General features: G+C 69.9%; 20 protein-coding genes. 16 read left to right on the forward strand and 4 right to left on the reverse strand.

Annotation, left to right across the window (positions count from 1 at the left end; genetic code table 11):
* Positions 1 to 226 precede the first annotated feature (226 nt).
* Positions 227 to 1,117 (reverse strand): general secretion pathway protein GspE, encoded by an 891-nt coding sequence (locus FL344_RS09285; protein WP_141618257.1) that lies wholly within the window; start codon positions 1,115 to 1,117, stop codon positions 227 to 229.
* 325 nt (positions 1,118 to 1,442) lie between these two features.
* On the opposite strand from FL344_RS09285, the gene FL344_RS09290 reads away from it, so the two are divergent.
* The 6 genes from FL344_RS09290 (at position 1,443) to FL344_RS09315 (ending at position 6,630) form a co-directional block, all read left to right on the forward strand.
* On the forward strand, positions 1,443 to 2,180 hold the full coding sequence (locus tag FL344_RS09290) for a MotA/TolQ/ExbB proton channel family protein (RefSeq protein ID WP_011556787.1): 738 nt from the start codon (positions 1,443 to 1,445) through the stop codon (positions 2,178 to 2,180).
* A 122-nt stretch (positions 2,181 to 2,302) separates the two neighbouring features.
* The gene (locus FL344_RS09295) at positions 2,303 to 2,791 is read left to right on the forward strand and encodes a biopolymer transporter ExbD (RefSeq protein ID WP_141253243.1); all 489 of its coding nucleotides are present in this window, start codon (positions 2,303 to 2,305) and stop codon (positions 2,789 to 2,791) included.
* A 25-nt stretch (positions 2,792 to 2,816) separates the two neighbouring features.
* Positions 2,817 to 3,401 carry a biopolymer transporter ExbD gene (locus FL344_RS09300; RefSeq protein ID WP_090487714.1) on the forward strand — a complete coding sequence of 195 codons (585 nt, stop codon included), beginning with the start codon at positions 2,817 to 2,819 and terminating at the stop codon, positions 3,399 to 3,401.
* A gap of 86 nt (positions 3,402 to 3,487) precedes the next feature.
* Entirely contained in the window at positions 3,488 to 4,147 is a 660-nt protein-coding gene (locus FL344_RS09305; protein ID WP_141618258.1) for an HAD family hydrolase, read from the forward strand.
* A gap of 177 nt (positions 4,148 to 4,324) precedes the next feature.
* Positions 4,325 to 5,512, forward strand: a complete 1,188-nt coding sequence (locus FL344_RS09310; protein ID WP_228564894.1) for a lipopolysaccharide assembly protein LapB — start codon at positions 4,325 to 4,327, stop codon at positions 5,510 to 5,512.
* The gene (locus tag FL344_RS09315; RefSeq protein WP_141618260.1) at positions 5,509 to 6,630 is read left to right on the forward strand and encodes a HupE/UreJ family protein; all 1,122 of its coding nucleotides are present in this window, start codon (positions 5,509 to 5,511) and stop codon (positions 6,628 to 6,630) included. The genes FL344_RS09310 and FL344_RS09315 overlap by 4 nt, the downstream gene beginning before the upstream one ends.
* Before the next feature lie 57 nt (positions 6,631 to 6,687).
* Here the strand turns inward: FL344_RS09315 and FL344_RS09320 are convergent, their stop codons facing one another.
* Positions 6,688 to 6,909, reverse strand: a complete 222-nt coding sequence (locus tag FL344_RS09320; RefSeq protein WP_026114050.1) for a hypothetical protein — start codon at positions 6,907 to 6,909, stop codon at positions 6,688 to 6,690.
* 131 nt (positions 6,910 to 7,040) lie between these two features.
* On the opposite strand from FL344_RS09320, the gene FL344_RS09325 reads away from it, so the two are divergent.
* The gene (locus tag FL344_RS09325) at positions 7,041 to 9,569 is read left to right on the forward strand and encodes an MASE1 domain-containing protein (RefSeq protein WP_141618261.1); all 2,529 of its coding nucleotides are present in this window, start codon (positions 7,041 to 7,043) and stop codon (positions 9,567 to 9,569) included.
* Between the two features lie 30 nt (positions 9,570 to 9,599).
* Here FL344_RS09325 and FL344_RS09330 read toward each other — a convergent pair whose 3' ends face one another.
* The gene (locus FL344_RS09330; protein ID WP_141618262.1) at positions 9,600 to 10,589 is read right to left on the reverse strand and encodes an alpha/beta hydrolase family protein; all 990 of its coding nucleotides are present in this window, start codon (positions 10,587 to 10,589) and stop codon (positions 9,600 to 9,602) included.
* A gap of 52 nt (positions 10,590 to 10,641) precedes the next feature.
* On the opposite strand from FL344_RS09330, the gene FL344_RS09335 reads away from it, so the two are divergent.
* The 7 genes from FL344_RS09335 to FL344_RS09365 all read left to right on the forward strand — a co-directional run bounded on the left by FL344_RS09335 (position 10,642) and on the right by FL344_RS09365 (position 17,524).
* Positions 10,642 to 11,253 carry a hypothetical protein gene (locus tag FL344_RS09335; protein ID WP_141618263.1) on the forward strand — a complete coding sequence of 204 codons (612 nt, stop codon included), beginning with the start codon at positions 10,642 to 10,644 and terminating at the stop codon, positions 11,251 to 11,253.
* Between the two features lie 46 nt (positions 11,254 to 11,299).
* Positions 11,300 to 11,956 (forward strand): LON peptidase substrate-binding domain-containing protein, encoded by a 657-nt coding sequence (locus FL344_RS09340; protein WP_141588127.1) that lies wholly within the window; start codon positions 11,300 to 11,302, stop codon positions 11,954 to 11,956.
* Positions 11,957 to 12,034: 78 nt separating this feature from the next.
* Complete coding sequence (gene nadE, locus FL344_RS09345; RefSeq protein ID WP_141618264.1) at positions 12,035 to 13,927, forward strand: NAD(+) synthase; 1,893 nt, start codon at positions 12,035 to 12,037, stop codon at positions 13,925 to 13,927.
* 90 nt (positions 13,928 to 14,017) lie between these two features.
* Entirely contained in the window at positions 14,018 to 15,229 is a 1,212-nt protein-coding gene (locus FL344_RS09350; protein ID WP_141618265.1) for a hypothetical protein, read from the forward strand.
* Between the two features lie 150 nt (positions 15,230 to 15,379).
* On the forward strand, positions 15,380 to 15,703 hold the full coding sequence (locus FL344_RS09355; RefSeq protein ID WP_011556774.1) for an FKBP-type peptidyl-prolyl cis-trans isomerase: 324 nt from the start codon (positions 15,380 to 15,382) through the stop codon (positions 15,701 to 15,703).
* Between the two features lie 13 nt (positions 15,704 to 15,716).
* Complete coding sequence (gene trxA / locus FL344_RS09360; protein ID WP_011556773.1) at positions 15,717 to 16,094, forward strand: thioredoxin; 378 nt, start codon at positions 15,717 to 15,719, stop codon at positions 16,092 to 16,094.
* Between the two features lie 194 nt (positions 16,095 to 16,288).
* The gene (locus FL344_RS09365; protein WP_141618266.1) at positions 16,289 to 17,524 is read left to right on the forward strand and encodes a hybrid sensor histidine kinase/response regulator; all 1,236 of its coding nucleotides are present in this window, start codon (positions 16,289 to 16,291) and stop codon (positions 17,522 to 17,524) included.
* A 7-nt stretch (positions 17,525 to 17,531) separates the two neighbouring features.
* Here FL344_RS09365 and FL344_RS09370 read toward each other — a convergent pair whose 3' ends face one another.
* Positions 17,532 to 18,443 (reverse strand): hypothetical protein, encoded by a 912-nt coding sequence (locus FL344_RS09370; RefSeq protein ID WP_141618267.1) that lies wholly within the window; start codon positions 18,441 to 18,443, stop codon positions 17,532 to 17,534.
* A 92-nt stretch (positions 18,444 to 18,535) separates the two neighbouring features.
* On the opposite strand from FL344_RS09370, the gene FL344_RS09375 reads away from it, so the two are divergent.
* A complete protein-coding gene (locus FL344_RS09375; RefSeq protein ID WP_141618268.1) occupies positions 18,536 to 21,166 on the forward strand; it encodes a TonB family protein in 2,631 nt (876 codons plus the stop codon).
* Positions 21,163 to 22,002 (forward strand): hypothetical protein, encoded by an 840-nt coding sequence (locus FL344_RS09380; RefSeq protein ID WP_141618269.1) that lies wholly within the window; start codon positions 21,163 to 21,165, stop codon positions 22,000 to 22,002. The genes FL344_RS09375 and FL344_RS09380 overlap by 4 nt, the downstream gene beginning before the upstream one ends.
* The last annotated feature ends 3 nt before the right edge of the window (positions 22,003 to 22,005 follow it).

A 22,005-nucleotide genomic window follows, 5' to 3' on the forward strand; every position in this document is an offset into this window, starting at 1 on the left:
GAGCCGCCGGGCCAGGGACGAGGAAGTGGAGGCGGTGGACATGGACGCGGTCTCCGGAAGCTCCCGCGAGTGCGGGTGCTTCTGTGTGTACGCGCGAGGCCCTCAGGTGGTTTCCGAGGCGGTGACACCGGGCCTCGGCCCGCCGGCATGCAGGCGGGCGCCCCGCGCAGATGCCCCGTGCCATACGAGCCGCCACGAGCCGAGTCCTCCCGGCTCCGGCGCATCGTCACGACTCGCCGCTGGCCTTGTCCTCGTCGTCCAGCTCGCGGGTGAACTCCTCGTTCGTGAGCAGTCCCTTGCGCGCCATGATGCGCATCAGCGCCCAGAACTTCCGCTCCAGCTCCTCGACGCGATCCGGGTCTTCTCGTGCTTGTCCGAAGAGGTAGTCCAGATCGTCCAGCACGCCGCCCGCGTTCGCCACGGCGGCCTTGGGCTTCGCGGCGCCGCCCTGTCCGCGCTTCTGCTTGCTCTGCTCCTCGCGGGCGCGAATCAGCTCCGCCAGGGACGTGCGCTGCGTCGCCTCGCCGGGCGGCAGCTCCTCGCCGATGATGACCTCCTCGTCGTCATCCTCTTCGGACGGCGGCGCCGTGGGGCGTGTCACCGGCGGCGCGGCCTGCACCGGCTTCGCGGTGGGCCTCGCGGGCGCGGGGCGGCTGGCGGAGGGCGAGGCCACCGGCACCTTGTGGTAGTAGCGGAGGATGGCGCCGCGCACGGTGGACAGCGGCGCCACGCGCGGGCTGACCTTGAGGCCGGTGGTGAACTCAATCTCCTCCACCGCCGTCACGTTGAGCGGATCACTCATCGCCACCACGAGCTGTTTGCGCCCGCCCGTGCTCTCCAGTGCGACGGGGAACAAGTCGTGCTGTTCGCAGAAGCGCGCGCGCAGCATGTGCACCGCCGCCCACTCCGGCGTGGTGGCCGCGAGGTCCACGCGCGGCAGCCCCAGGGCCTGGCTCAGCGCGTCCGCGAGCGTGGCCTCCGTGATGGCACCTTGCGCGATGAGGGTGGCCCCCAGCCGCTGTCCTGATTTCCGGTGAGCCGCGAGCCCCGCCTCGAGCTGGGCGACGCTGATCGCCCGCTGCTCCAACAGGAGCTCGCCAATGCGCTTCCTCGCCATGAATCCGGCCTTAACACGCGCGACGAAACCCAGGAAGCAAGCGCGGTGTCACATCTGGAGGCACTTGGGAATACCCCCGAAAATGCCCGCGCTGCTGCCTGGAGGACGGCCTGGCAAGAGGGGGCTCAGCGCAAAATTCCTGTGAGATTTCAGCACTTAACGGCGCTGCCCCTACCTTGACACCCCACACGCCCATTCCTAAAGTCGGCACACCGTTTTCAACATCCATTCCTGCCGCCCAACCGGGTGGACCGTCCGCTCGGGGGGACGTCAGGTCTGGAAGGTCCGCTAGAGCGGGCCAAGCTGCCTGTGGAGGCAACACTCGATGGACCTGGCGTCTGTGACGAACCTGACCGTGCTGGCGAATGTCGGCGGCCCTCAGCGGGGCTTCTTCGAAGAAATCGCCATGCGCTGGGAGGCCGGCCAGTGGGGTATGTACCCCATCGCCGCCTGCCTCATCGTGGCACTCGCCATCATGGTCGAGCGAAGCATCATTCTTTTCGGCAAGGCCTCCATCAACAAGGAGGCCTTCCTGCGTGGCCTGAAGAAGCACATCTACGCGGGTGACCTGGACAAGGCCATCAACTACGTGGCCGGCCAGAAGTCCACGCCGCTGACGAACGTCATCAAGGCCGGTCTGATGAACGTTCCGAAGGGCAACGACGAGGTCCAGGCCGCGCTCGACGAGGCCAGCCTCCGCGAGACGCCGAAGATCGAGGCCCGCACCGGTTACCTCGCCATGCTCGGCAACGCGGCGATGCTCGCCGGTCTGCTCGGAACGGTGTCCGGTCTCATCGCCTGCTTCGAGGCCGTGGCCAACGTGAACCCGGCCGACAAGGCGGCGATTCTCGCCATCGGTATTTCTGAAGCCATGAACTGCACCGGCTTCGGTCTGCTCACGGCCATCCCGGCGCTGATCTCCTTCTCCGTGCTGACGGGCCGCACGCAGAGCCTCATCAACGACATCAACGAGACCAGCGTCTCCGTCCTCAACCTCATCGTGGCCAACAAGGACAAGTTCAAGAACCTGAACGTCCCCACGGCGGCTCGCGACGAGGAGTAGGCAGTCCTTCGGGAACCCGGAGTCCGGGCGCGCTGTCCTGTCCCCACGGATGTGGGGACGCGCGGCGCGCTCCCATCAGTCTCACCGACGCTCACTGAGCGCGGCCGAAGGAGAAGAACGCCATGGCCGGCGGAATGGACACAGGTGGAGGCAAAGGCGGCAAGAAGTCGCTCGACACCTCTATCAACCTCACGGCATTCATCGACCTGATGGCGGTGACCATCAGCTTCCTCATCCTGACGGCGGTCTGGACCCAGATTGGCCGGCTCCAGGTTTCGCAGGCGGGTGGCCCCTCCACGGAGGAGGAGCAGCAGCAGGAAGAGCAGACCAAGACGGTCCAGCTCAATCTGCTCATCACGCCCACGGAGCTGCGGCTGACCGCGGACCAGAGCGCCTTCGATCCGATTCCCCTCACCAAGGATGCGAAGGGCAAGACGGACCTGTCCAAGCTGGTGGCGCGCTTCAAGGAACTGAAGGCGCAGTTGCCGGACCAGTCCGCCATCACCCTGCAACCTGAAGACAAGGTCCGCTACGAGGACCTGGTCCGCATCATTGACGAGTGCATCGGCGCTGGGCTGCCCCAGGTGTCGGTGTCCGCGGCGATGGGCTAGCCGACCAAGGAGCTCACGACACGTCATGGCCATTCAGGTTCCAGGCAAGCGATACGGCAAGCGGCTCCAGCACTCCAAGGTGTTCGGGCACGGCGGGACCGCGAAGAAGAGCGGTTACTCCGACCTTCTCATCACCCCGCTGGTCGACATGTTCATCATCATCGTGCTCTTCCTCATCGCGAACTTCTCCGCGACGGGTGAGGTGCTGATGATGACCAAGGACATCGAGCTTCCCGAGGCGGTCAACGTCAAGGAAGTGGAGATGCACCCGGTGGTGATGGTCTCCGGTGACCAGATCAGCGTCTCCGGCACCATCATTGGCCGCGTGGAGGACTTCACCAAGGACGAGTACCTCAACATCCCGTCGCTGGAGGAGAAGCTCCGCGACATGAAGAAGCAGTACGAGGACCTCCACTCCATGGCGCAGGACACGGCCAACACCTTCAAGGGCGACATCAACATCCAGGCCCACAAGGACGTGGAGTACTCCATCATCAAGCGGGTGATGTTCAGCTGCGCCACGGCGGGCTACAACAACATCAACTTCGCGGTGATTACGGCGGGCGATGCCGAGGCGGTGAAGGCCGCCAGCACCAAGGCCACTCCGTAGCTTCCAGGTGATTGGGCCTTGGGGCCCCGCGACGCCCTGGTCCTCGTGGCCAGGGCGTTTTCGTTTTTGAAGAAGGACGCGTCTTCATGCTGCTTCGTGCCGTCATCTTCGACCTCGATGGAACCCTGGTGGACTCGCTGGGGGACATCGCCGATGCGACGAACCACGCGCTGGCCCACCACGGTCTGCCCACCCATCCGGAGTCCGCGTACCTGCGCTTCGTGGGCAGCGGTGTCCGGGAGTTGATTCGCCGAGCGGTGCCTTCCGGGCAGGACGCGCTCATCGAGCCGGTGCTGGCCACCTACAAGGCCTACTACGACGGCCACCTCTTCGACCGCACCGCGCACTACCCGGGCATCCCGGAGATGCTGACCGCGCTGGCCGCGCAGGGCACGAAGCTGGCGGTGCTCAGCAACAAGTCAGACGACTTCGTGAAGCGCCTGGTCGCGCGCCTGCTGCCGCAAGCCTCCTTCGCCGCCGTGTACGGTGAGCGGCCGGAGCTGCCGCGCAAGCCGGACCCGACGGCGGCGCTGGCGTTGGCCTCGGAGCTGGACGTGTCGCCCGCGGCCTGCGCCTTCGTGGGGGACACGTCCATCGACATGGACACGGCGCGCGCGGCGGGGATGTACGGCGTGGGCGTGGCCTGGGGCTTCCGCGAGGTGGACGAGCTGAAGGCCCACGGCGCGCGCGCGGTGGCCGCCACCGCGGCGGAGTTGCTGGCGGCGCTGCGGGATGCCAGGCCTTGAACAGGAGGAAGGCCCGCGCGGGCGCACCCCAGTCCCGCTTCGCTGTTGAGTAGAGGGCGGCGACCCTGAGCGGTGTGTTGCTCCGGCGACCCATGTCCCCGGGCGGCCGCCATTCGAAAAACGGCTGCGTACAGTGCGGAGCCCATGCGAGCTCCGATGTGCCGCCGCCCTTCCGCCGTGAGACGCGCCGTGGTCCTGGCCACGGCGTGGGTACTCGGTTGTGGGCGCTCGCCTTCCTTCGGGGAGCGCGAGCCCTTCATTCCCCGGGACACCGCGGAGGTCCTGGCGCGCGTGCCGGCCGTCGGTGTGGATGCGCGCGCCCGTGAGCGTGCCGCGCTTCGCAAGGCCCTGGCCGGGCACGCCGGACAGTTGGACATGGCGCTGCGCCTGGCGCGGTTGGAAATCGAGGCGAGCCGCGTGTTGGGAGAGCCTCGCTACCTGGGGCGCGCACAGGCGGCGCTGCGTCCGTGGTGGGACCTGGCCACGCCGCCGCCGGGCGTGCGGCTGGTACGCGCTACCTTCCACCACGCGCGGCGCGACTTTCCGGCGGCCTTGGAGGACCTGGACGCGGTGGTGAAGGAGGACCCCGGCAATGTCGACGCGTGGTTGCTGCGCGCGGAGGTGCTGGGGGTTCGGGGCGAGCATGCCGAGGCGGCCCGAAGCTGCGCCAGGCTCACCGCGTTGACCTCTTCGTTGACGGTCGCGGTGTGCGAGGCCCGGGTACGAAGCCTCGCGGGGCATTCGCGCAAGGCGCACGCGCTCCTGTCGGAGGCGCTGCGGCGCAGCGAGCGCAGTCAGGAGTCACGCACGCGCGCACTGGCCACGTTGGCGGAGGCCGCCGCGCTGGCGGGAGATGTCGGTCTGGCGGAGCGTTACTTCCTCCGGGCGCTCTCGCTGGATTCGAAGGACTACGCCGCACGCGCGGCCTACGCGGACCTGCTGCTGGACGCGGGCCGCGCGCGGGAGGCAGCCGTCGTGGTGATGGACCACACGCAGGACGACCGGCTGCTCCTGCGCCACGCCTTGGCGGAGAACGCGCTCGGGTCGTCTCGCGCGTCTGAAGTCACCCAAGCCTTGTCCCGCCGGTTCGAGGAGAGCCGCCTGCGGGGGGACAGTCTCCTCGCGCGCGAGGAGGCCCGCTTCGCGCTCCAGGTGGAGAAGGCGCCGGAGAAGGCGCTCCGGCTGGCGCAGGCCGTGTGGGCATCACAGCGTGAGCCATGGGACGTGCGGCTGTTGATCGAAGCCGCGCTGGCCGCGGGCAGACCGGAGGCGGCCCGGCCCGCGCTGGACTTCCTTCAAGCTTCGGGCTGCGAGGACCCGGGGCTCGTCTTCCTGGCCGAGCGCGTGCGGAGTCTGCTGCCATGAGCCGCGTTGCCCTGCTGTCGCTCCTGCTGGCCTCCCTGTCCGCCCTGGCGCAAAAGCCGAGCGACAGCTACCTGCAAATCATCGAGGCGGACGGCCAAGGCATCTCCGGCCGGTGGGACGTGTCGCTCCAGGACCTGGATGACGTCCTCGGGTTGGACGCGGGCGGAGACGGCGCCATCACCTGGGGCGAGGTGCTGGCGCGGGAGGCCGACATCCGGAACTATGTGCTCGGCCGGCTGGTGCTCGGGGCGGAAGGTGCGCCCTGTGCGCTCGTTTCCCAGCGCGGGCTGCACATCAGGCAGCACTCGGATGGGGCCTATGCGGTGCTGGACTTCGACGCGCGCTGTACCGGCTCCGCCACGCGGCTGGACGTGGACTACACGCTGCTGTTCGACCGCGACCCGCTTCACCGGGGCATCGTGCGCGTGGGCGCGCGCGAGCCGCTCATCTTCTCCGCGTCCCAGCACTTCGCACGGGTGCGCCTGCGGGACGAGTCTCCCTGGCGCACCGCGGAGCGCATGACGGTGGAGGGGGCGCTGCACGTCGTGACTCGGGCCGACCACCTGCTCTTCCTCTTCGCGCTGCTGCTGCCCTCGGTCCTTCGCCGTGACGCGGACGGGCGGTGGGTGGCCGTCTCGGATTTCGGCACGGCGCTGTGGGACGTGGTGAAGGTGGTGTCCGCCTTCACCGTGGCGCACGCGCTGACGTTGGTCGCCGCCACGCTGGGCTGGGCATCCCTGCCGCCGCGCTTCGTGTCGGTCGCCATCGCGCTGGGCATCCTGGTGGCGGCGCTCGATAACGTCCGCCCGTTGGGGTGGGGGACTCGCTGGACGGTGGCCTTCGTGCTGGGACTGCTGCACGGCTTCGGCTTCGCATCGGTGCTGGCGGGAATGGGGCTGTCCGCGGGAAGCCTCGCGCTGGCGCTGCTGGGCTTCAACCTGGGCGTGGAGCTGGGACAGGTGGCCTTCGTGGCCGCGTTGCTGCCCCTGGCTTTCGTCTTGCGCGAGGCGCCGCTCTACCGCCGCGCGGTCGTCGTGGGTGGCTCGGTGGCCATCGCGCTGCTGGCGTGCGTCTGGTTGGCGGAGCGCGCCCTGGGCCTGGGCGTGTCGGTTACCTGACACGCGGGCGTGCCGTGTGCTCCGCCCGCGTGTCAGCGGTAGGGCCGCATGGCCGCGTCAGACGACTGTGACTCTGTACTTGTCCTTGTCCTCCGCCCGGTTGTGGGCGGTGACAGCGGCGACGATGTGGCACACCCAGCCCAGGCACCCACCCGTGCCAATCCAGAAGCCTGGGGTGATGATGAGCCAGAACAGGCCCCGGAGCAGGTCCCCGTTGTAGATCTGCCCCACGCCAGGGATGAGAAAAGACAGCAGGGCTGCGATTGCGGGACGCGACATGGTTCGGGTGGCCTCCTTGTCTTCCCCTACGGGCGAGTTCCGAAGCCATTGCACTGCGCCTATCGGCTCCTGGACGGTTGCCTTCCAGTCAACCGGGGGGCAGGTGCAATGCCGGCGGTGCCCCGGCTAGCATGGCCTTCATGGATACCCGCCGGGTCGGCGGGCGGGTGTCGGGGGGAAGGGTCATCTTCGGGCTGCTCCAAGCCAGTGTACGTGGAGTCCAAAGCCGGCATCTGCTGGAGATGCTGGGCCTGGTCGTCGTGTACCTCCTCGCGGGGGCCCTGGGGCTGCAGGTGGCCATCGTGGGCAACATCAGCCCGGCCTGGGCTCCGGCGGGGGTGGCCCTGGCGGCGCTGCTCGTGCTGGGGGTGTCACGCTGGCCCGGCGTCTTCGTGGGCGCGTCGGTCATTTCGGTCCTGGGGGATGCGCCTGTCGTGGCCTCGCTCGGCGTGGGCGTGGGCAGCACGCTGGCGGCCGTGCTCGGCGTGGGCCTTCTGCGGTGGGTGGGTTTCGACAAGAGGCTGGAGCGGATCCGCGATGTCGTCGCGCTGTGCGCGGGAGCGGGCGCGCTGTGCCTGGGCGTGAGCGCATGGGTGGGCGTGGCGAGCCTCGTGCTCGGCGGGCGGCTTCCCTCGACGTCCCTGGCCGCGGGCCTGCGGGTGTGGTGGGTGGGGGACTTGATGGGCGTGCTCGTGGTGGCGCCGCCGTTGATGCTGTTCAAGCGGTGGTCCTGGCCGCGGCGAGGCGGCGAGGCGGTGGTGCTCGCGGGGCTCACCACGGTGCTGGGCGGCGCCATCTTCTTCGTGCCGGACCTGCCGCACAGCGCGGCGCACGCGGCCGCCTTCCTCCTCTTCCCCATGTCCGCCTGGGCCGCGCTTCGCTTCGGTCCTCGGGGCGCGGCGGCGGCCACGCTGTGCATCGCCGCCGCTTCCATCGTGGGCACCGCGCGGGGGCAGGGGCCCTTCGCCACGGATGACCTGACGCAAGACTTGTTGGTGTTGCAGCTCTTCATCGCCGCCAACGCCGTCACCGGGCTGCTGCTGGCGGCGGCGAGCACCGAGCGTCAGCGCGCCATCGGCCAGCTCCAACTGCTGGGCACCTCCGTGCGGAGCGTGCACGAAGGCGTCCTCATCGCGGAGGTCCGCGCGGGAGGCACGCTGCGCACCGTGTTCGCCAACCAGGCGCTGTGCTCGCTCCTGGGATACCGGTTGGAGGAGCTGGTGGGCCAGGACCCGTGCTCGCTCTACGGCGCGGAGGAGCCGGAGTTCCGTCAGCGCACGCGGCAGTCACTGCTCGCGGGCGAGCCGGTGTTCGCGGAGGTGAAGCTGGCGCACAAGCAGGGCGACCTCGTGTGGAGCGAGGTGCTGCTGTCCCCGGTGCGCGCCACGGGCGAGGACATCACCCACTTCGTGGCCACCCACCGCGACATCTCCGCGACCAAGGAGCTCCAGGCCCGCCTGGTGGCGGCCGAACGCGTGGCCGCGGTGGGGACGCTCGCGGCCGGGGTGGGGCACGAAATCAACAACCCCTTGGCCTACCTGGTGCTGAACCTGGAGGCCGCCGAGCGCGGATTGAGCCAGGGCGGCATGTCGGGCATGCGCGACGCGATGACCAACGTGCGGGGCGCGTTGGAAGGCGCCGAACGCATCCGCCTCATCGTCCGGGACCTCCAGGTGTTCAGCCGCCAGGGGAACCAGGACCCGGGGCTGGTGGACCTCAACGCGCTGGTGCCGCCCGCGGTGCGCATCATCAGCCACGCGCTGCGCCACCGCGCCCGGTTGGTGGAGGAGTTCGGTCCGGTGCCGCGCGTGTCGGGGAGCGAGGCGCGCTTGGGGCAGGTGCTGCTCAACTTGTTGGTGAACGCGATGCAGGCCATCCCGGAGGGCAACCCGTCCATGAACGAGGTGCGCGTGCGCACCAGCACGGATGCCTCTGGCCGGGCCCGCGTGGACGTGGTGGACAGCGGCGCGGGGATTCCCGCGCACGTGCTGCCGCGCATCTTCGAGGCCTTCTACACCACCAAGTCCAGCGGCGAGGGCACGGGGCTGGGGCTCGCCATCTGCCAGCAGATTGTCCGCGCGCACGGGGGCGAGCTGGAGGTCCGCAGCGAGCCGGGCCGGGGCTCCGTCTTCAGTGTGCTGTTGCCGCCCGCGCGCGTGCAGGCACCCACGCCGCCGCGGCCGTTGCCCCGCGTCAGTCTGCCTCAGCCCTCCGCGGCCCGGCGGGGCCGGGTGCTGGTGGTGGATGATGAGCCGCGCCTCGCGCAGTCCATGCGGCTGCTGCTGGAGCCGTTCCATGACGTCGTCACCACCACGCGGGGCAGCGAGGCGCTGGCGCTGGTGGACGCGGGCCACCGCTTCGACGTCATCCTGTGTGACTTGCAGATGCCGGAGACGGACGGCGCCGCCGTCTACCAGCACCTGTGCGCCCACGCGCCGGACCAGGCCGCGCGGGTCGTGTTCATCTCCGGCGGTGCCTATACGCCGGAGTCCCGCGCGTTCATCGACACCGTGCCCACCCGCGTCTTGGAGAAGCCCGTTCGGCCGGACCTGCTCATGGCCACGGTGGCCACGGCCCTGACGGCAGCGGACGAAATGGGGCCGGAGCCGCGCGTGGATGAGGCGTCGCCCGTGGCGGCCGTGAGCGGCGTGCGGCACTGAGGCATGCGCGCGCTCCGGGCCGCGTCGTGCTCACGGCGTGGCATCCACCCGCGATAGCGCGTCCCGGATGGCGGCGCACAGCGCGGCCCGCTCGGTGAAGAGGGCGGTGACGTGTCCGGCGTCCACCCAGCGCAGCTCGCTTCGGGGCCAGTGCGCGTGCAGCGCGAGCGTTTCCTCACCGGGCACGAACCCGTCACGTCGGCAGGCCACCAGGACGGCGGCTTCGGGCTGCCGCGGAGGCGGGAAGCGCGTGAGGTTCGCCAGGTCGAAAATCCGTCCCAGCCGACGCCGGGCCTGCTCCGCGTCGCGCCGGGGGCCATCCAGCAATGCAAAGGCAATGGACCAGGACAGCAGCCCCTGCGTGAAGACGGGGACGGGAGACGCGCCAGCCGCGAGCGCCGCCACGGCGAGCGGCTCCGGGACGACGGCCGCCGTCAGCGCCGCCATGTAGCCTCCCATGCTGTAGCCCGCCACGCCCAGGCGCGCATGGCCCTCACTCCGCAGCCACGCGAGCAGCGCGCGGGCCTCGTCGACCATGCCCAGGTTCATCAAGACGTGGTCGCTGACGGTGCGCAGCGCGCCGCCCTTCTGTCCCACGGGACGGCGCAGGCCGTAATAGGGGTTCTCCAGCAGGAACAGGTCGATGCCTTCCCGCGCGAGCGGCGCGTACATGCGCTCTCGCAGAGAGAAGCCCTCCTCACGGGACGCAGCGAGCACGACGCAGGCGCCGCGTGAGGGCCCTTGCCCCGCGCTCAGCCACCGGACATGCGCCGTGCGCGCTGCCGCGTCGAGCCGGGCCAGCGGAGACGGAAAGGTGCCATCCCGGACCTGGAGACCGCGCTGGAGCCGGGGCGCGCTCCACTCGGGTGTGATGGGCGGAGGCCGCTGCTGGAACGGCGCGGCCGCCGCGACCTCTTCGAGGAACTGCTCATCACCCCAGCCCTGGGAGAAGAGCCGGGCGCGGCGGGACAGGCCCGCGAAGAGGACGTCCACCGGATGGGTTCGCAGCACCCGCGCCATCCTATGCCCCCGCCCTTGACGCCGCGACCTGTTTAATCAAATGATTAAATCAATGGATTCATTCAAGGGGTTGTTCCAGTCGTTGCCCCGGGTGGGGGGCTGGTTCCGTCAGGGGGACATCCAGCCCGAGGAAGTCCAGGTGTTCTGGCGGCACATGCAGCGGTGCTTCCCCACGGACGCGGTGTGCGGCCACGCGAGCTCCGCGCGGTTCTTCCCGCGCGCGGGCGTGGCCCCGGGGCATTGTCTCCACCTGCCTTTCGAGGTGGGCGTGCCCCGGGCCGGGTGGGACTTGTGGCGTCAGGTGGTCGCGTGCACGCACGCGCTCCAGCACGCGCTCCAGTTCGAAGAGGACGGCCTGGAGGTGTCCCTCGCTTCTTCCGCCGCGCGTGCCCGGAGTGAGGCGGAAGCGCTGCAGTGCGACCTGGAGTTGCACTTCTGGCGCCACGGCACCACGCCGCCGCTATGGAGTCTGGCCTGGCGGCTGCGCGCGCAGGGCTGTCACGCGGAGGACATCGCGGGGGCGCGGCATGTCCTCGCCTTGTCCGCCGCATCCATCCGGCAGGGGGCCGTGGAGAACGAGGCCTCGCACGTGGCGCTCCAATGGTTGGAAGCGCACGTGCCCCATTTGCGGTGGGACCGGGCGTATCATTCCCGGGCCCGTTAGGAATGCGGCCGGGGGGAACCGGGCTTATCACTGCAAGGTGCCCCCCATGACCGCTCAAGAACGCATCGAGCGTGCCGCCAGCGCGCTGAAGGTCTTCCCCCTCCCGTCGGCGGTGCTGTTCCCGCACACCGTCATTCCGCTGCACATCTTCGAGCCGCGCTACCGGGCCCTCGTCCAGGACGCGCTCGCGGGAGACCGCGTCCTGGCGCTGTCCCAGCTCGAGCCCGGTTGGGAAGGCAACTATGGGGGCCGTCCGCCCATGCTGCCCATGATGTGCGCGGGCGTCATCGTCTGGGACGAACAGGTGGAGGAGGGGCGCTACAACATCCTCCTCCAGGGCGTGAGCCGCATCCGCATGACGTCCGAGCTGACGACGGAAAAGGCCTACCGGGAGGTGCTCGCGGAGGTGCTGCCGGACGTGCCCTACGAGGGCCCCGAGGAGGAGCAGCTGCGGCAGGCCGTCTTCGAGCTGGCCGGCCGCGTCCCGCCGTCCTTCGCGGAGAACCTGCTGCCGGTGGCCGCGCGGGCCCAGGGCGGCATGCTCGCGGACGTGGTGGCCTCCGCCGTCATCCCGGAGCCGGAGCGGCGGCAGGAACTGCTGGCGGAGCTGGACGTGCGCAAGCGCCTGGAAGGCGTGCTGGAGGACGTGGGGGCGCTCATCGGCAGGCTCCAGCCCCTGCGGCCCACCGGCCCCTTGAACTGAGCGGGTTGCGCTTGCCTTGTCCGGCGGGCCGCGCATTGCTGCGCGCCGGACGCGTCATCGAAAGGGACGGGAGCAACCATGCGGCTCGTGAAGCTCGGGCTTGCCAGTGTGAACACCACCGTGGGGTCCTTCACCCGGAACACGGACAAGGCGCTGGCGTTGGCGGGGAAGATGGCGGCGGAGGGCGTCACGCTGGGCCTCTTCCAGGAGCAGCTCATCGCCGGCTACCCGGCCGAGGACATGGTGCAGTGGCAGGGCTTCATGGACCGCCAGTGGCCGGAGCTGGAGCGCTTCGCGCGTGAGACGGCGTCCCTGCCCACCGTCTTCGTGGTGGGCGTGGGCGTGGCCCACCAGGGCCTGCGCCTCAACTGCGCGGCGGTGGTGGCCGGTGGCCGCATCCTGGGCCTGGTCCCCAAGGAGAAGCTGCCCACCTACAGCGTCTTCTACGAGGCGCGCACCTTCGGCCGCGGTCAGCCGGGCATGGCGGAGGTCCACCGGGGAGTGCCGCTGGGGGACTACCTGTTCCACTTCGACTTCGGCGTGGTGGCCCCGGAGGTGTGCGAGGACATCTGGAGCGCGGACGGCCCCATGCGGCGGCGCACGTACTCCGGCGCGGAGCTGGTGGTGAACCTGTCCGCGTCGCCCTTCCGGCTGGGCTTCGTGGAGACGCGGCGCGAGCTCATCGCCACCCGCGCGGCGGACCACCAGTGCACCATTGCCTACTGCAACGCGGTGGGCAGCAACGACGGCCTCATCTTCGACGGCGGCGGCTTCCTCAACCAGAACGGCCGCCACGTCATGGAGACGCCGCGCTTCCAGGAAGGCTACGCGGCGGCGGTGGTGGACCTGGACCGCACCCTGCGCCTGCGCGCCGAGGCCACCACCTGGCGCGTGGACCGCGAGTCATGGCTGGCGCAAGGCGGCCAGGCGGTGCCGGTACTGGACTGCACCCAGGTGGTGCACACGAAGCGCGACGCGCTGACGTTCCCGGTGCCTCCCCACCGCAGCTTCTTCCTGCCATCTCCGGACACGCGCCGCACCGCGCGGGATGCGCTGTGCGAGGACATCCTGGACGCGCTCTCCCTGGGTGTGGGCGACTACTTCGAGAAGACGCGCGCCTTCAAGGTGCTGGGCATCGCGCTGTCGGGTGGACGGGACTCGCTGCTGACGCTGCTCATCGCGCACCGCTACGCGAAGCGCGCGCGGCCGGAGAACCCCGGTTCGCTCATCCAGGCGTTCTACATGCCCAGCCGTTACTCCAGCGACGCCACGCGCGACGCGGCGGAGACGATTGCGCGCGAGCTGGGCGTGGCCTTCCAGGTGGTGTCCATCGACGAGGCCTTCGAGCGCGAGCGCGAAGTCGCGAAGACGATGCTGGGCGGCAAGGACGTCACGCCGATTACCGAGCAGAACATCCAGGCCCGCCTGCGCGCCCAGCGCATGTGGAACTGGAGCAACTCCTGCGGCGGACTCTTCCTGCAGACGGGCAACATGAGCGAGAAGTCCGTGGGCTACACCACCATCGGGGGTGACCTCATGGGCGCGCTGGCCGTCATCGCCAACGTCCCGAAGACGGTGGTGATGTACCTGCTCGACTACCTCCAGGACACCACGGGCTACGAGGGCATCCGCAAGGTGCTCGCCAAGCCCGCGGGGCCGGAGCTGGCGCATGACCAGGTGGGCGAAGAGGAGTTGATGCCCTTCCCCATCCTCGACGCCTGCTTCTACCTGTACGGCAGTGAGAAGCTGACGCCCGCTGAAATCCTCCAGGCGCTCACCGCCATGTTCCCGGAGGTGGCGGCATCCCGGCTGAGCGGCTACGTGGAGAAGTTCGTCCGCCTCTTCCAGCAGTCCATCTACAAGTGGGTGCAGTCACCGCTGTCGCTCCACATCGGCAACCTGGACCTGGACCGGGAGCGCGCGTTGCAACTGCCCGTCGTCACCGGCACGGAGTGGATGCGGCAGGGGTAGCACGCTGCCATCCGCTGCCCGCATCGCGCAGGTGTGGGCAGTCCTCCACGCCCGGTGGCCTGCCCCCCTGGCAATTACCCCCGGGGGTGAGTGCCGTCTCCGCGCCTTGCCGGACGTCGCGCGGGAAACAACCTTCATGTCTGCCACTCGACGATGGAGGCATGGATGAAAGCGAAGATTCTGGCGGGCGCCGTTGCGGCGCTCATGTACGGAGGCGTTGCTGTTGCCAATGACGGCGACTGCCCGCCACCGCAGGCCAGCACCAGCCAGGGCCAGCAGGACGCGATGGTGGCCCAGGCACAGCAGGAAGGCCTGGGCGGTGATGACCTGCTGCAGGAGGACGACACCCTCATCCTGGAGACGGAGCCCGTTCCCGGCGTCTCCGGTCAGCAGTCGCAGGACGGCATGGGCATCGGCGGCAGCGGCCAGCAGCCCTCGAACGCGCAGGGCGAGGTCTACATGAACGTGCCCGTCCGCTGCGAGCCGGTGGGCCAGCAGGGCACGGGCGGCAGCGGCCAGGAGTCCATGACGCCGCCTCCCGCCGCGCCCCAGGGCACGCATGACAGCGAGCAGCTCGTGGTGCCGCCGGCGTCGCCGTTGGGCACGGGCGGCAGCGGGCAGCCTTCCTCGAAGCCTGTCTACCCGGAGCCGGAGTCCGCGTACCCGCCCCCGGAGGGCGCCACGGGCGGTAGTGGCATCGCCACGACGCCGCCTCCCTCCAACTTCCAGCCGTCGGCCGAGCGCGCCGAGCCGATGAAGGCGGAGAAGCGCGAGGACAAGAACAAAATCAAAGGCCTCTCCGTGATGCTGGGCGGTGGTGTGGAGGGTTACACCGGCGCGCTGGCGCCGCAGCTCAGCCCCGGTGCCACCGCGGGCGTTCGCGCGTCCATCAAGCCGTCCAAGGTGCTGGGCCTCGAGCTGGGCTACACGGGCGCGCTGAACAACATCCGCCGCGGGGAGACGGGCGCGAGCGGGCCGGACCTCGTGCGTAACGGTGGTCAGGCCGTCCTGACGCTGGGCATCACCCCCACGGCGTGGCAGCCGTACCTGCTGGGCGGCATCGGCATCAACGACTACAACTTCCGGGGCGGTGAGTCCCTGGGGTACCACGACGACACCGTGGGCAACGTGCCCGCGGGCTTGGGTTTGCGAGGCCACGTCGGCCACTTCGTCGTGGACGCGCGCGCCAACTACAACTTCCTCTTCGACAAGGACTTCGCCCCGGGCATCGATCGCGGCGGCGATGACTTCCAGGGAGGCGGCAGCTACCAGGGCACGGTCAGCGTCGGCGGTACCTTCTGACGCGGAGATGAAGCCCCAGGTGGTTTGAGCAGGAATCGGTGGCGCGGTGCCCGGTAGCGAACGGGCCCGCGCCGCTGTGTTTTCCAAGGGGGCATGGGCGCCGAGGTCGCGCTAAGGTGCCGTCCTTTCACGCGGTCAGAGGAGCGTTGGATGGGTTTGAATGTGGAAGACGTGAAGGTGGGCACCGGCACGGAGGCAACGGCCGGCAAGTCCGTTACCGTGCACTACGTGGGGACGCTGACCAGCGGCTCCAAGTTCGATAGCAGCCGGGACCGGGGCCAGGGCTTCACGTTCCGCCTGGGCGCCGGGCAGGTCATCGAGGGTTGGGACAAGGGCGTGGCCGGCATGAAGGTGGGCGGCGTGCGCAAGCTCACCATCCCGCCGGAGATGGGATATGGCGCGCGAGGGTTCCCGCCCGTTATTCCCCCCAACTCCACCCTGCTGTTCGAGGTGGAGCTCCTGGACGTTCGTTGAAAGCGAGGACCTGATGGCGGCGGTCGAAATCACCAAGGACAACTTCAAGGAGACGGTGTCGAAAGAGGGCATCGTCATCCTGGACTGGTGGGCGTCGTGGTGCGGCCCCTGCCGTGCCTTCGCACCCATCTTCGAGCAGACCTCGAACAATCATCCGGACATCGTCTTCGGGAAGATTGATACGGATGCCCAGCAGGAGCTGTCCGGGGCGTTCGAGATTCGCTCCATTCCCACGCTCATGGTGTTTCGTGACGGGATTCTCCTGTTCGAGCAGCCCGGAGCGCTGCCGGCCGCCGCGCTGGAGGACCTGCTCAAGCAGGTGAAGGCCCTGGACATGGAGCAGGTCCGCAAGGAAGTCGCCGCCAAGCGCGGTGAGCCGCCGCAGGCCTGACGGCTGCTACCAGGTGCCGGGTGGGGGGCCGGTGGCATGTTCGCCGCCGGCCGCCCGCTGCGTTTCAGGCCCGTGCATCTGGGGGGCTGGAACGTGAGGGCCCCGGGGTGTGTTGTCGGAGCGTGGCTCGCGTCGGTCATGCCCGGATGGGTCGGCCTGCGGGGCCGCGTATTCCCACCTCACACCTGGATTCGATGCCGCCTTCCGTTATTCGAGACGCCCCGGGTGAGGACGCGCCGCACGCGCGCATCCTCCTGGTGGACGACACGCCCGCCAACCTGCTGTCCCTGGAAGCCATCCTGGAGCCGCTTGGCCAGGAGCTGGTGCTGGCCCGCTCCGGCGAGGAGGCGCTGCGCGAGCTGCTGCGAGGAGAGTTCGCCTGCATCCTCATGGACGTGCAGATGCCAGGGCTGAATGGGTTGGAGACGGCGCATCTCATCCGGGCGCGCGAGCGCACGCGCTACCTGCCCATCCTCTTCATTACCGCGTTGAGCCGCGAAGCGGCCTTCGTCACCCGGGGCTATGCCCAGGGGGCGGTGGACTACCTGCTCAAGCCCGTGGACCCGGACATCCTGCGCGCCAAGGTGCAGGTCTTCGTGGCGCTGTACCTGCGCGGCGAGGAGGTGAAGCGGCAGGCGGTGGAGCTCGCGGAGCGGCGCCGGTCCGAGGAAGCGGCGCAGCGGGCCTCCGAACTGGAGCAGCAGCTCATGGGCATCGTCGGCCATGACATCCGCACGCCCCTCTCCGTCGTGCTGACGACAGCGAAGAGTCAGCTCGCCAGTGGCGCGTTGGAGCCGGCGCAGCAGAAGGCGTTCGAGCGGGTGGCGCGCAGCGGCGAGCGCATCCAGCACATCGTGGACCTGCTCACGGACTTCACCCGCTCGCGGCTGGGGGGCGGCATCCCCGTCATACCTCGGGCGGGCGACCTCAACGAGCTGTGCCGCGAGGTGGTGGACGAGCTGCAGGTGGCCCGGCCGGGCCGCGTCATCCGGTGCGACTTCTCACGCGACAGCCTGCACGGCGTCTGGGACCTGGAGCGCATGGGGCAGGTGGTGGCCAACCTGCTGGACAACGCCTTGAAGTACAGCCCGGAGCCGTCCGCCGTCCGCCTCTCCACCTGGGAGAAGCCGGACGCCGTCTTCCTGGAGGTCCACAACGAAGGCGAGCCCATTCCTCGCTCGCTGCTGCCGCACCTGTTCGAGCCCTTCCAGCGGGGCGAGGACTCGCGGGAGCTGGCCCGCACCAGCCTGGGCCTGGGGCTCTACATCGCCCGGGCCGTCGTGGAGGCGCACCGGGGGCGGCTGACGGTCCGTTCCTCGGAAGCCGACGGCACGACCTTCCGGCTCTGCCTGCCTCGGCGGGCGGACGCGCGGTTGCCCGCCAGCGGTGCGAGCGACGCGGGGACCTCCCCCGCGCCCATGACGGCGTGACGCGCTGTCACTTCACCACGGTGCAGACGCCGCCGCCGTTGAGGTGGGCCTGATCCACCACGCTCTGGGTGATGAACTCCTGGAGCGTGCGCACGTCGAACGCGCCAGGCTGGTAGATGACGGGCTGGCCCTGGGCATCGCGTAGCTCGTTGCCGTCGCGGCCCCGGAGGTCGGTGAGCTCCTGTGTGGCGAGCCCCTCGGGGGTGATGACGTGGTCCTCGCCCGCGGTGGCGGCGATGGCCTCGAAGCGCAGCTGCACGCCCCGGTGCGTGCCCAGCCGGTCGTAGAACATGTGCTCGGCGTGGATGGTGACCTCGGGGCGGGCCACGGAGCCCTCGGGGACGATGATGCCCTGCGTTCCGTCCGCGCCGTTGATGCAGTTGTTCATCAGCGCGTTGACGGGGAAGCCCATGCGGAAGCGCAGCACGGGCTCGTTCTGCTTCGTCGCGTGGCCTTCCACGAAGTAGCTGAAGCCGCGCTCGCGCATCATCGCGAGGTCCTCCGCGGAGACCTGCCCGTCCGCCAGCTCGGTGCGCGCTTCGGGTGGGCTCACCCGGAAGCCCACGTCCCAGCGGCCCGCCGGAACGCCCGTCAATTCCACCAGGGGAATGTCGCCCTTCTGCACGTCCACCAGCACGTGGCGGCTGCTGCTGTGGGTTTCGCCAGACGCGGAGGTGAGGGTGACGTCGCCCAGCGACACCAGGTAGCGGGTGAACTGGATGGACCAGCCATCCTGGAAGAGCGTGTCCGGGAGTCCTCGCTGCGTGCCATCACCCCCACTCATCGTGACCTGGACGTCGCCCGTGGCCACGTTGTCACAGGCCGTTCCCGCCAGGCCCCAGACCACCAGGGTCGCACACCACCACTTCCGGAACATCCGCCGCTCCGTGTTCATGCAATAGATGGTTAATTGCAACATGGTTGCGAGTCAATTGGGTCGTGGTGTATCTGGGGTGTGGATGCAACCCGGATGCATGAATTCCGCCCCAGGGCGGGCCGCTCCGGAACCTAGTGAGGTCATCACCCGTGTGGATTCCGACTCTGGTGCTCTGCGTGCTGAGCGCCACGGGCGAGTTGCCTGTGACTCCACCCGTTCCGCTGGATGCGCCTGGGCCCGTGCTGCCCGCGGAGGTGCCTCCGCCCGAGGTGCCCGCCACCGTCCTGCTGCGGCTCACCATCGACCGCATGGGCGAGGTGTCCCAGGTGGAGGTGCGGCAGTCCGCTGGCGTGGCGTTTGATCGCGCCGCGATGAGTGCCGCGCTGCGCTGGCGGTTCCAGCCGGCACGGCGCGGTGAAGAAGCCATCGACGTGCGGGTGGATGTGCCCGTCACCTTCGTGCCGCCGGTCCATGGCCACCACATCGAGCCCGTGGCTTCCGGACATGACGGGGCGGATGCGCCTCCGGACGAGGCGGTAGCGCACGCTCCGGGAGATGCGCATGACCCAGGTGGCGCCGTGTCGGGGACGGAAAGCCCGCCAGCCGCGTCGGCGGGGACGAGCCGGGGCGCCTCTGAGACGGAGCACTCGGAGCCTCTCGGGCCCGTGGCGCCGCAGCCACCATCCTTCTCCACCACGGTCCGTGGCGCCTCCCAGGCACCGCCGCCGGTCGCCGTGGGCGACTTCCACATTCCGGTGGGACAGCTCGCGGACGTGCCGCGCCGCTCCGCGTCCGACCTGATGTTGCTGGCGCCCGGCGTCATGCTGGCCAACCACGGCGGCGAGGGCCACGCGGAGAGCATCTACATCCGAGGCTTCGACGCGGGAGAGGGCAAGGACGTGGAGCTGCGCCTCAACGGCGTTCCCCTCAACGAGGTGTCCCACGCGCACGGCCACGGCTACGCGGACACGTACTTCATCATCCCGGAGCTGGTGGAGTCCCTGCGCGTCACCGAGGGGCCCTATGACCCATCCCAAGGCGACTTCGGCGTGGCGGGCACGGTGGAGTATCAGCTCGGGCTGGCGCGGCGCGGACTCACCGCGTCCCTCTCCACGGGCAGCTACGCCGCGCGGCGGCTGTCCCTGCTCTGGGGGCCGCCGGAGGCCAGTGACGCCACCTTCGTGGGACTGCTGCTGCGTCAGGGCCACGGCTTCGGCCCCAACCGCTCCTACGCCAACGCGGGCATCATGGCGCAGGTAGAGCTGCGCGTCGGCGACGAGTCACGGCTGCGCCTGTTCGGCACCAGCTATGGCTCGCGCTTCGCATCGCCGGGCGTGGTGCGGGAGACGGACGTGGTGGACTCCCGGATGCCGTGCGCTCCAGATTCGGACTCGCAGTTCTTCTGCTCCTACGGCCCCAACCAGGGCGGCGCGGGGCAGCGCCACATCCTCTCCGCTGAACTCCAGTCACGGCTGAAGCGCGGCGGGCGCTTCGTCCAGCAGGGCTACGTCATCCTGCGGCAGACGCGCATCCGCGACAACTTCACGGGCTTCCTGTTGGACACCACCCCGCCGGACGGAGCGCGCCAGCGTGGTGACAACACGGAAGGGTACTACCGCGGCTCCACCCTGGGCCTGCGAGGCCGCTACACGCCGGGGCTCACGTTGTTGGGACAGCCGCAGCCGCTGGAGCTCGGCTACGTGGCCCGCTACGACGACGTGCGCACGCGCTCGCGCCGGCTACGGGACAGCGGCGGTGTGCCCTACGCCACCGTCTTCGACAACCAGGTCCGCACCACGAATCTCGGGGCCTACGCCTCGTTGCGAGTCGCCCCTGTGTCGTGGCTCACCCTGCGCGGCGGCGTGCGCCTGGACACCTTCCTCTTCGGCGTGGATGACCACAACCGGCCCACCGCGGACCGCGATGGGCCCCGCCTCTCCGACGAGTCTCTGGAGGCCTACGGCTTCTTCGCCAGCCCGCGCGCCTCCGCCGAGCTTCGCCTGACGCCCCGGCTCACCTGGCTCACCAGCGCGGGCCTGGGCGCGCGCTCCAGCGATGCCGCCGCGCTGTCCGACGCGGAGCTGGCGCCCTACGCCCGCGTGGCCTCGGGCGAGACGGGGCTGGGCTGGCGGCTGGACGGGCCGCTGGCGCTGGAGGCACGCGGCGCCTTCTTCGCCACGCGCGTGTCGCAGGACTTCGTGTTCGACGAGACGGTGGGCCGCAACCAGCCCGTGGGCGCATCGCAGCGGTTGGGTGCCTTCGTCAGCGCGCGTGGGACGCTGCAGGACCGGGTGGACATCCAGGCCTCGCTGGCCTGGGCGCGCGCCACGCTGCCGGTGCCCGGGGCATCGGCGTGGAAGCTGTGGGATGGGACGGTGATGCCCTACATCCCGGAGCTGCTGGGCCGCGTGGACGCCTCGCTGCGAGGCACCACCCGCGTAGCGGGTCAGCAGGTGGACTGGAACGTGGCCCTGGGGCACAGCGCCATCGGTCCCCGGCCCCTGCCGCTGGACCGCTACAGCGCGCCCATCTTCCTGTTCGACGTGGGCACACGGGCCCGGTGGAAGGCAGTGGAGGTGGGCCTGTCGGTGGAGAACCTGCTCGACACGCGGTGGCGCGAGTCGGAGTTCAACTACGTGTCCAACTTCCGCGGTCCGGATGCGCCTCCCTCGCTGATGGCCACCCGTCACTTCACAGCGGGCGCGCCCCGCACCTTCATGGGCACGCTCACCCTGCACCTGGACCTCCAGGAGGACTCGCCATGACGTCCCCGCTGCACACCACCCGCCGCGCCTTCACGTGGATGTTGGGCACCGCGCTCGTGGGAGGCGCGTCCGCGTGTGGCCTTTCCGGAACGGGAGGCCGCGGCGTCACCTTCCGCATGGGCCTGCGCACCGCGAAGGCACCCGGGGAGGAATCGCTCGGCGAGTTCACCACCGACACGGGTTGGCGCATCCGCCTTTCGTCCGGGGTGATGGTGCTGGGGCCCATCTACATCTTCGAGAATGCCTCGCCGCTGGAGCCCACGGCCTCGGCGCCGCGCGTCCTGCGACGGCTGGGACAATGGTTGCTGCCCACCGCGCACGCCCACGACGGGCACTTCTTCTCCGGCGGCACGGTGCTGGGCGAGTGGGACCGCGAGGTGGTGTTCGACCTGCTGGAGGAGGGGGGCGAGGTGCGGGAGCTGGGGCGCTCGCCGGGTATCGCCGGGCTGGCGCGCTCCTTCTCGCTGCTGCTCCAGCCGCCGTCCCGGGCCCTGGGCGCGGAAGGGGCGGCGCTGGGAGGCCGGTCGATGATTCTGGAAGGAACCGCCTCCCGGCAGGAGACGCACGTTCCGTTCCGGGTGGCCCTGGACTTCCCGCCGCCCGTCGAGCTGCAACGCGTGGACTTCGTGCCCATCGCGGCGGAGCTCGACGAGGGCGGCCGTTTCGTCGTGGAGGTGCAACCGCACCGCTGGTTTGAGGGCGCGCACTTCGACCGCGTGACGGTGCCCGAGGGCGGCGAGGTGGTGGAGCTGACGCCCGACACGCAGGTGTACCGGGCGCTGACGCTCAACGTGCGCCGCTACACGGCCTTCGCCGGGACGTGGGAACCCGCCTGACGC

This window comes from Myxococcus sp. AB036A (genome assembly GCF_006547355.1).
Classification (GTDB): Bacteria; Myxococcota; Myxococcia; order Myxococcales; family Myxococcaceae; genus Myxococcus; species Myxococcus virescens.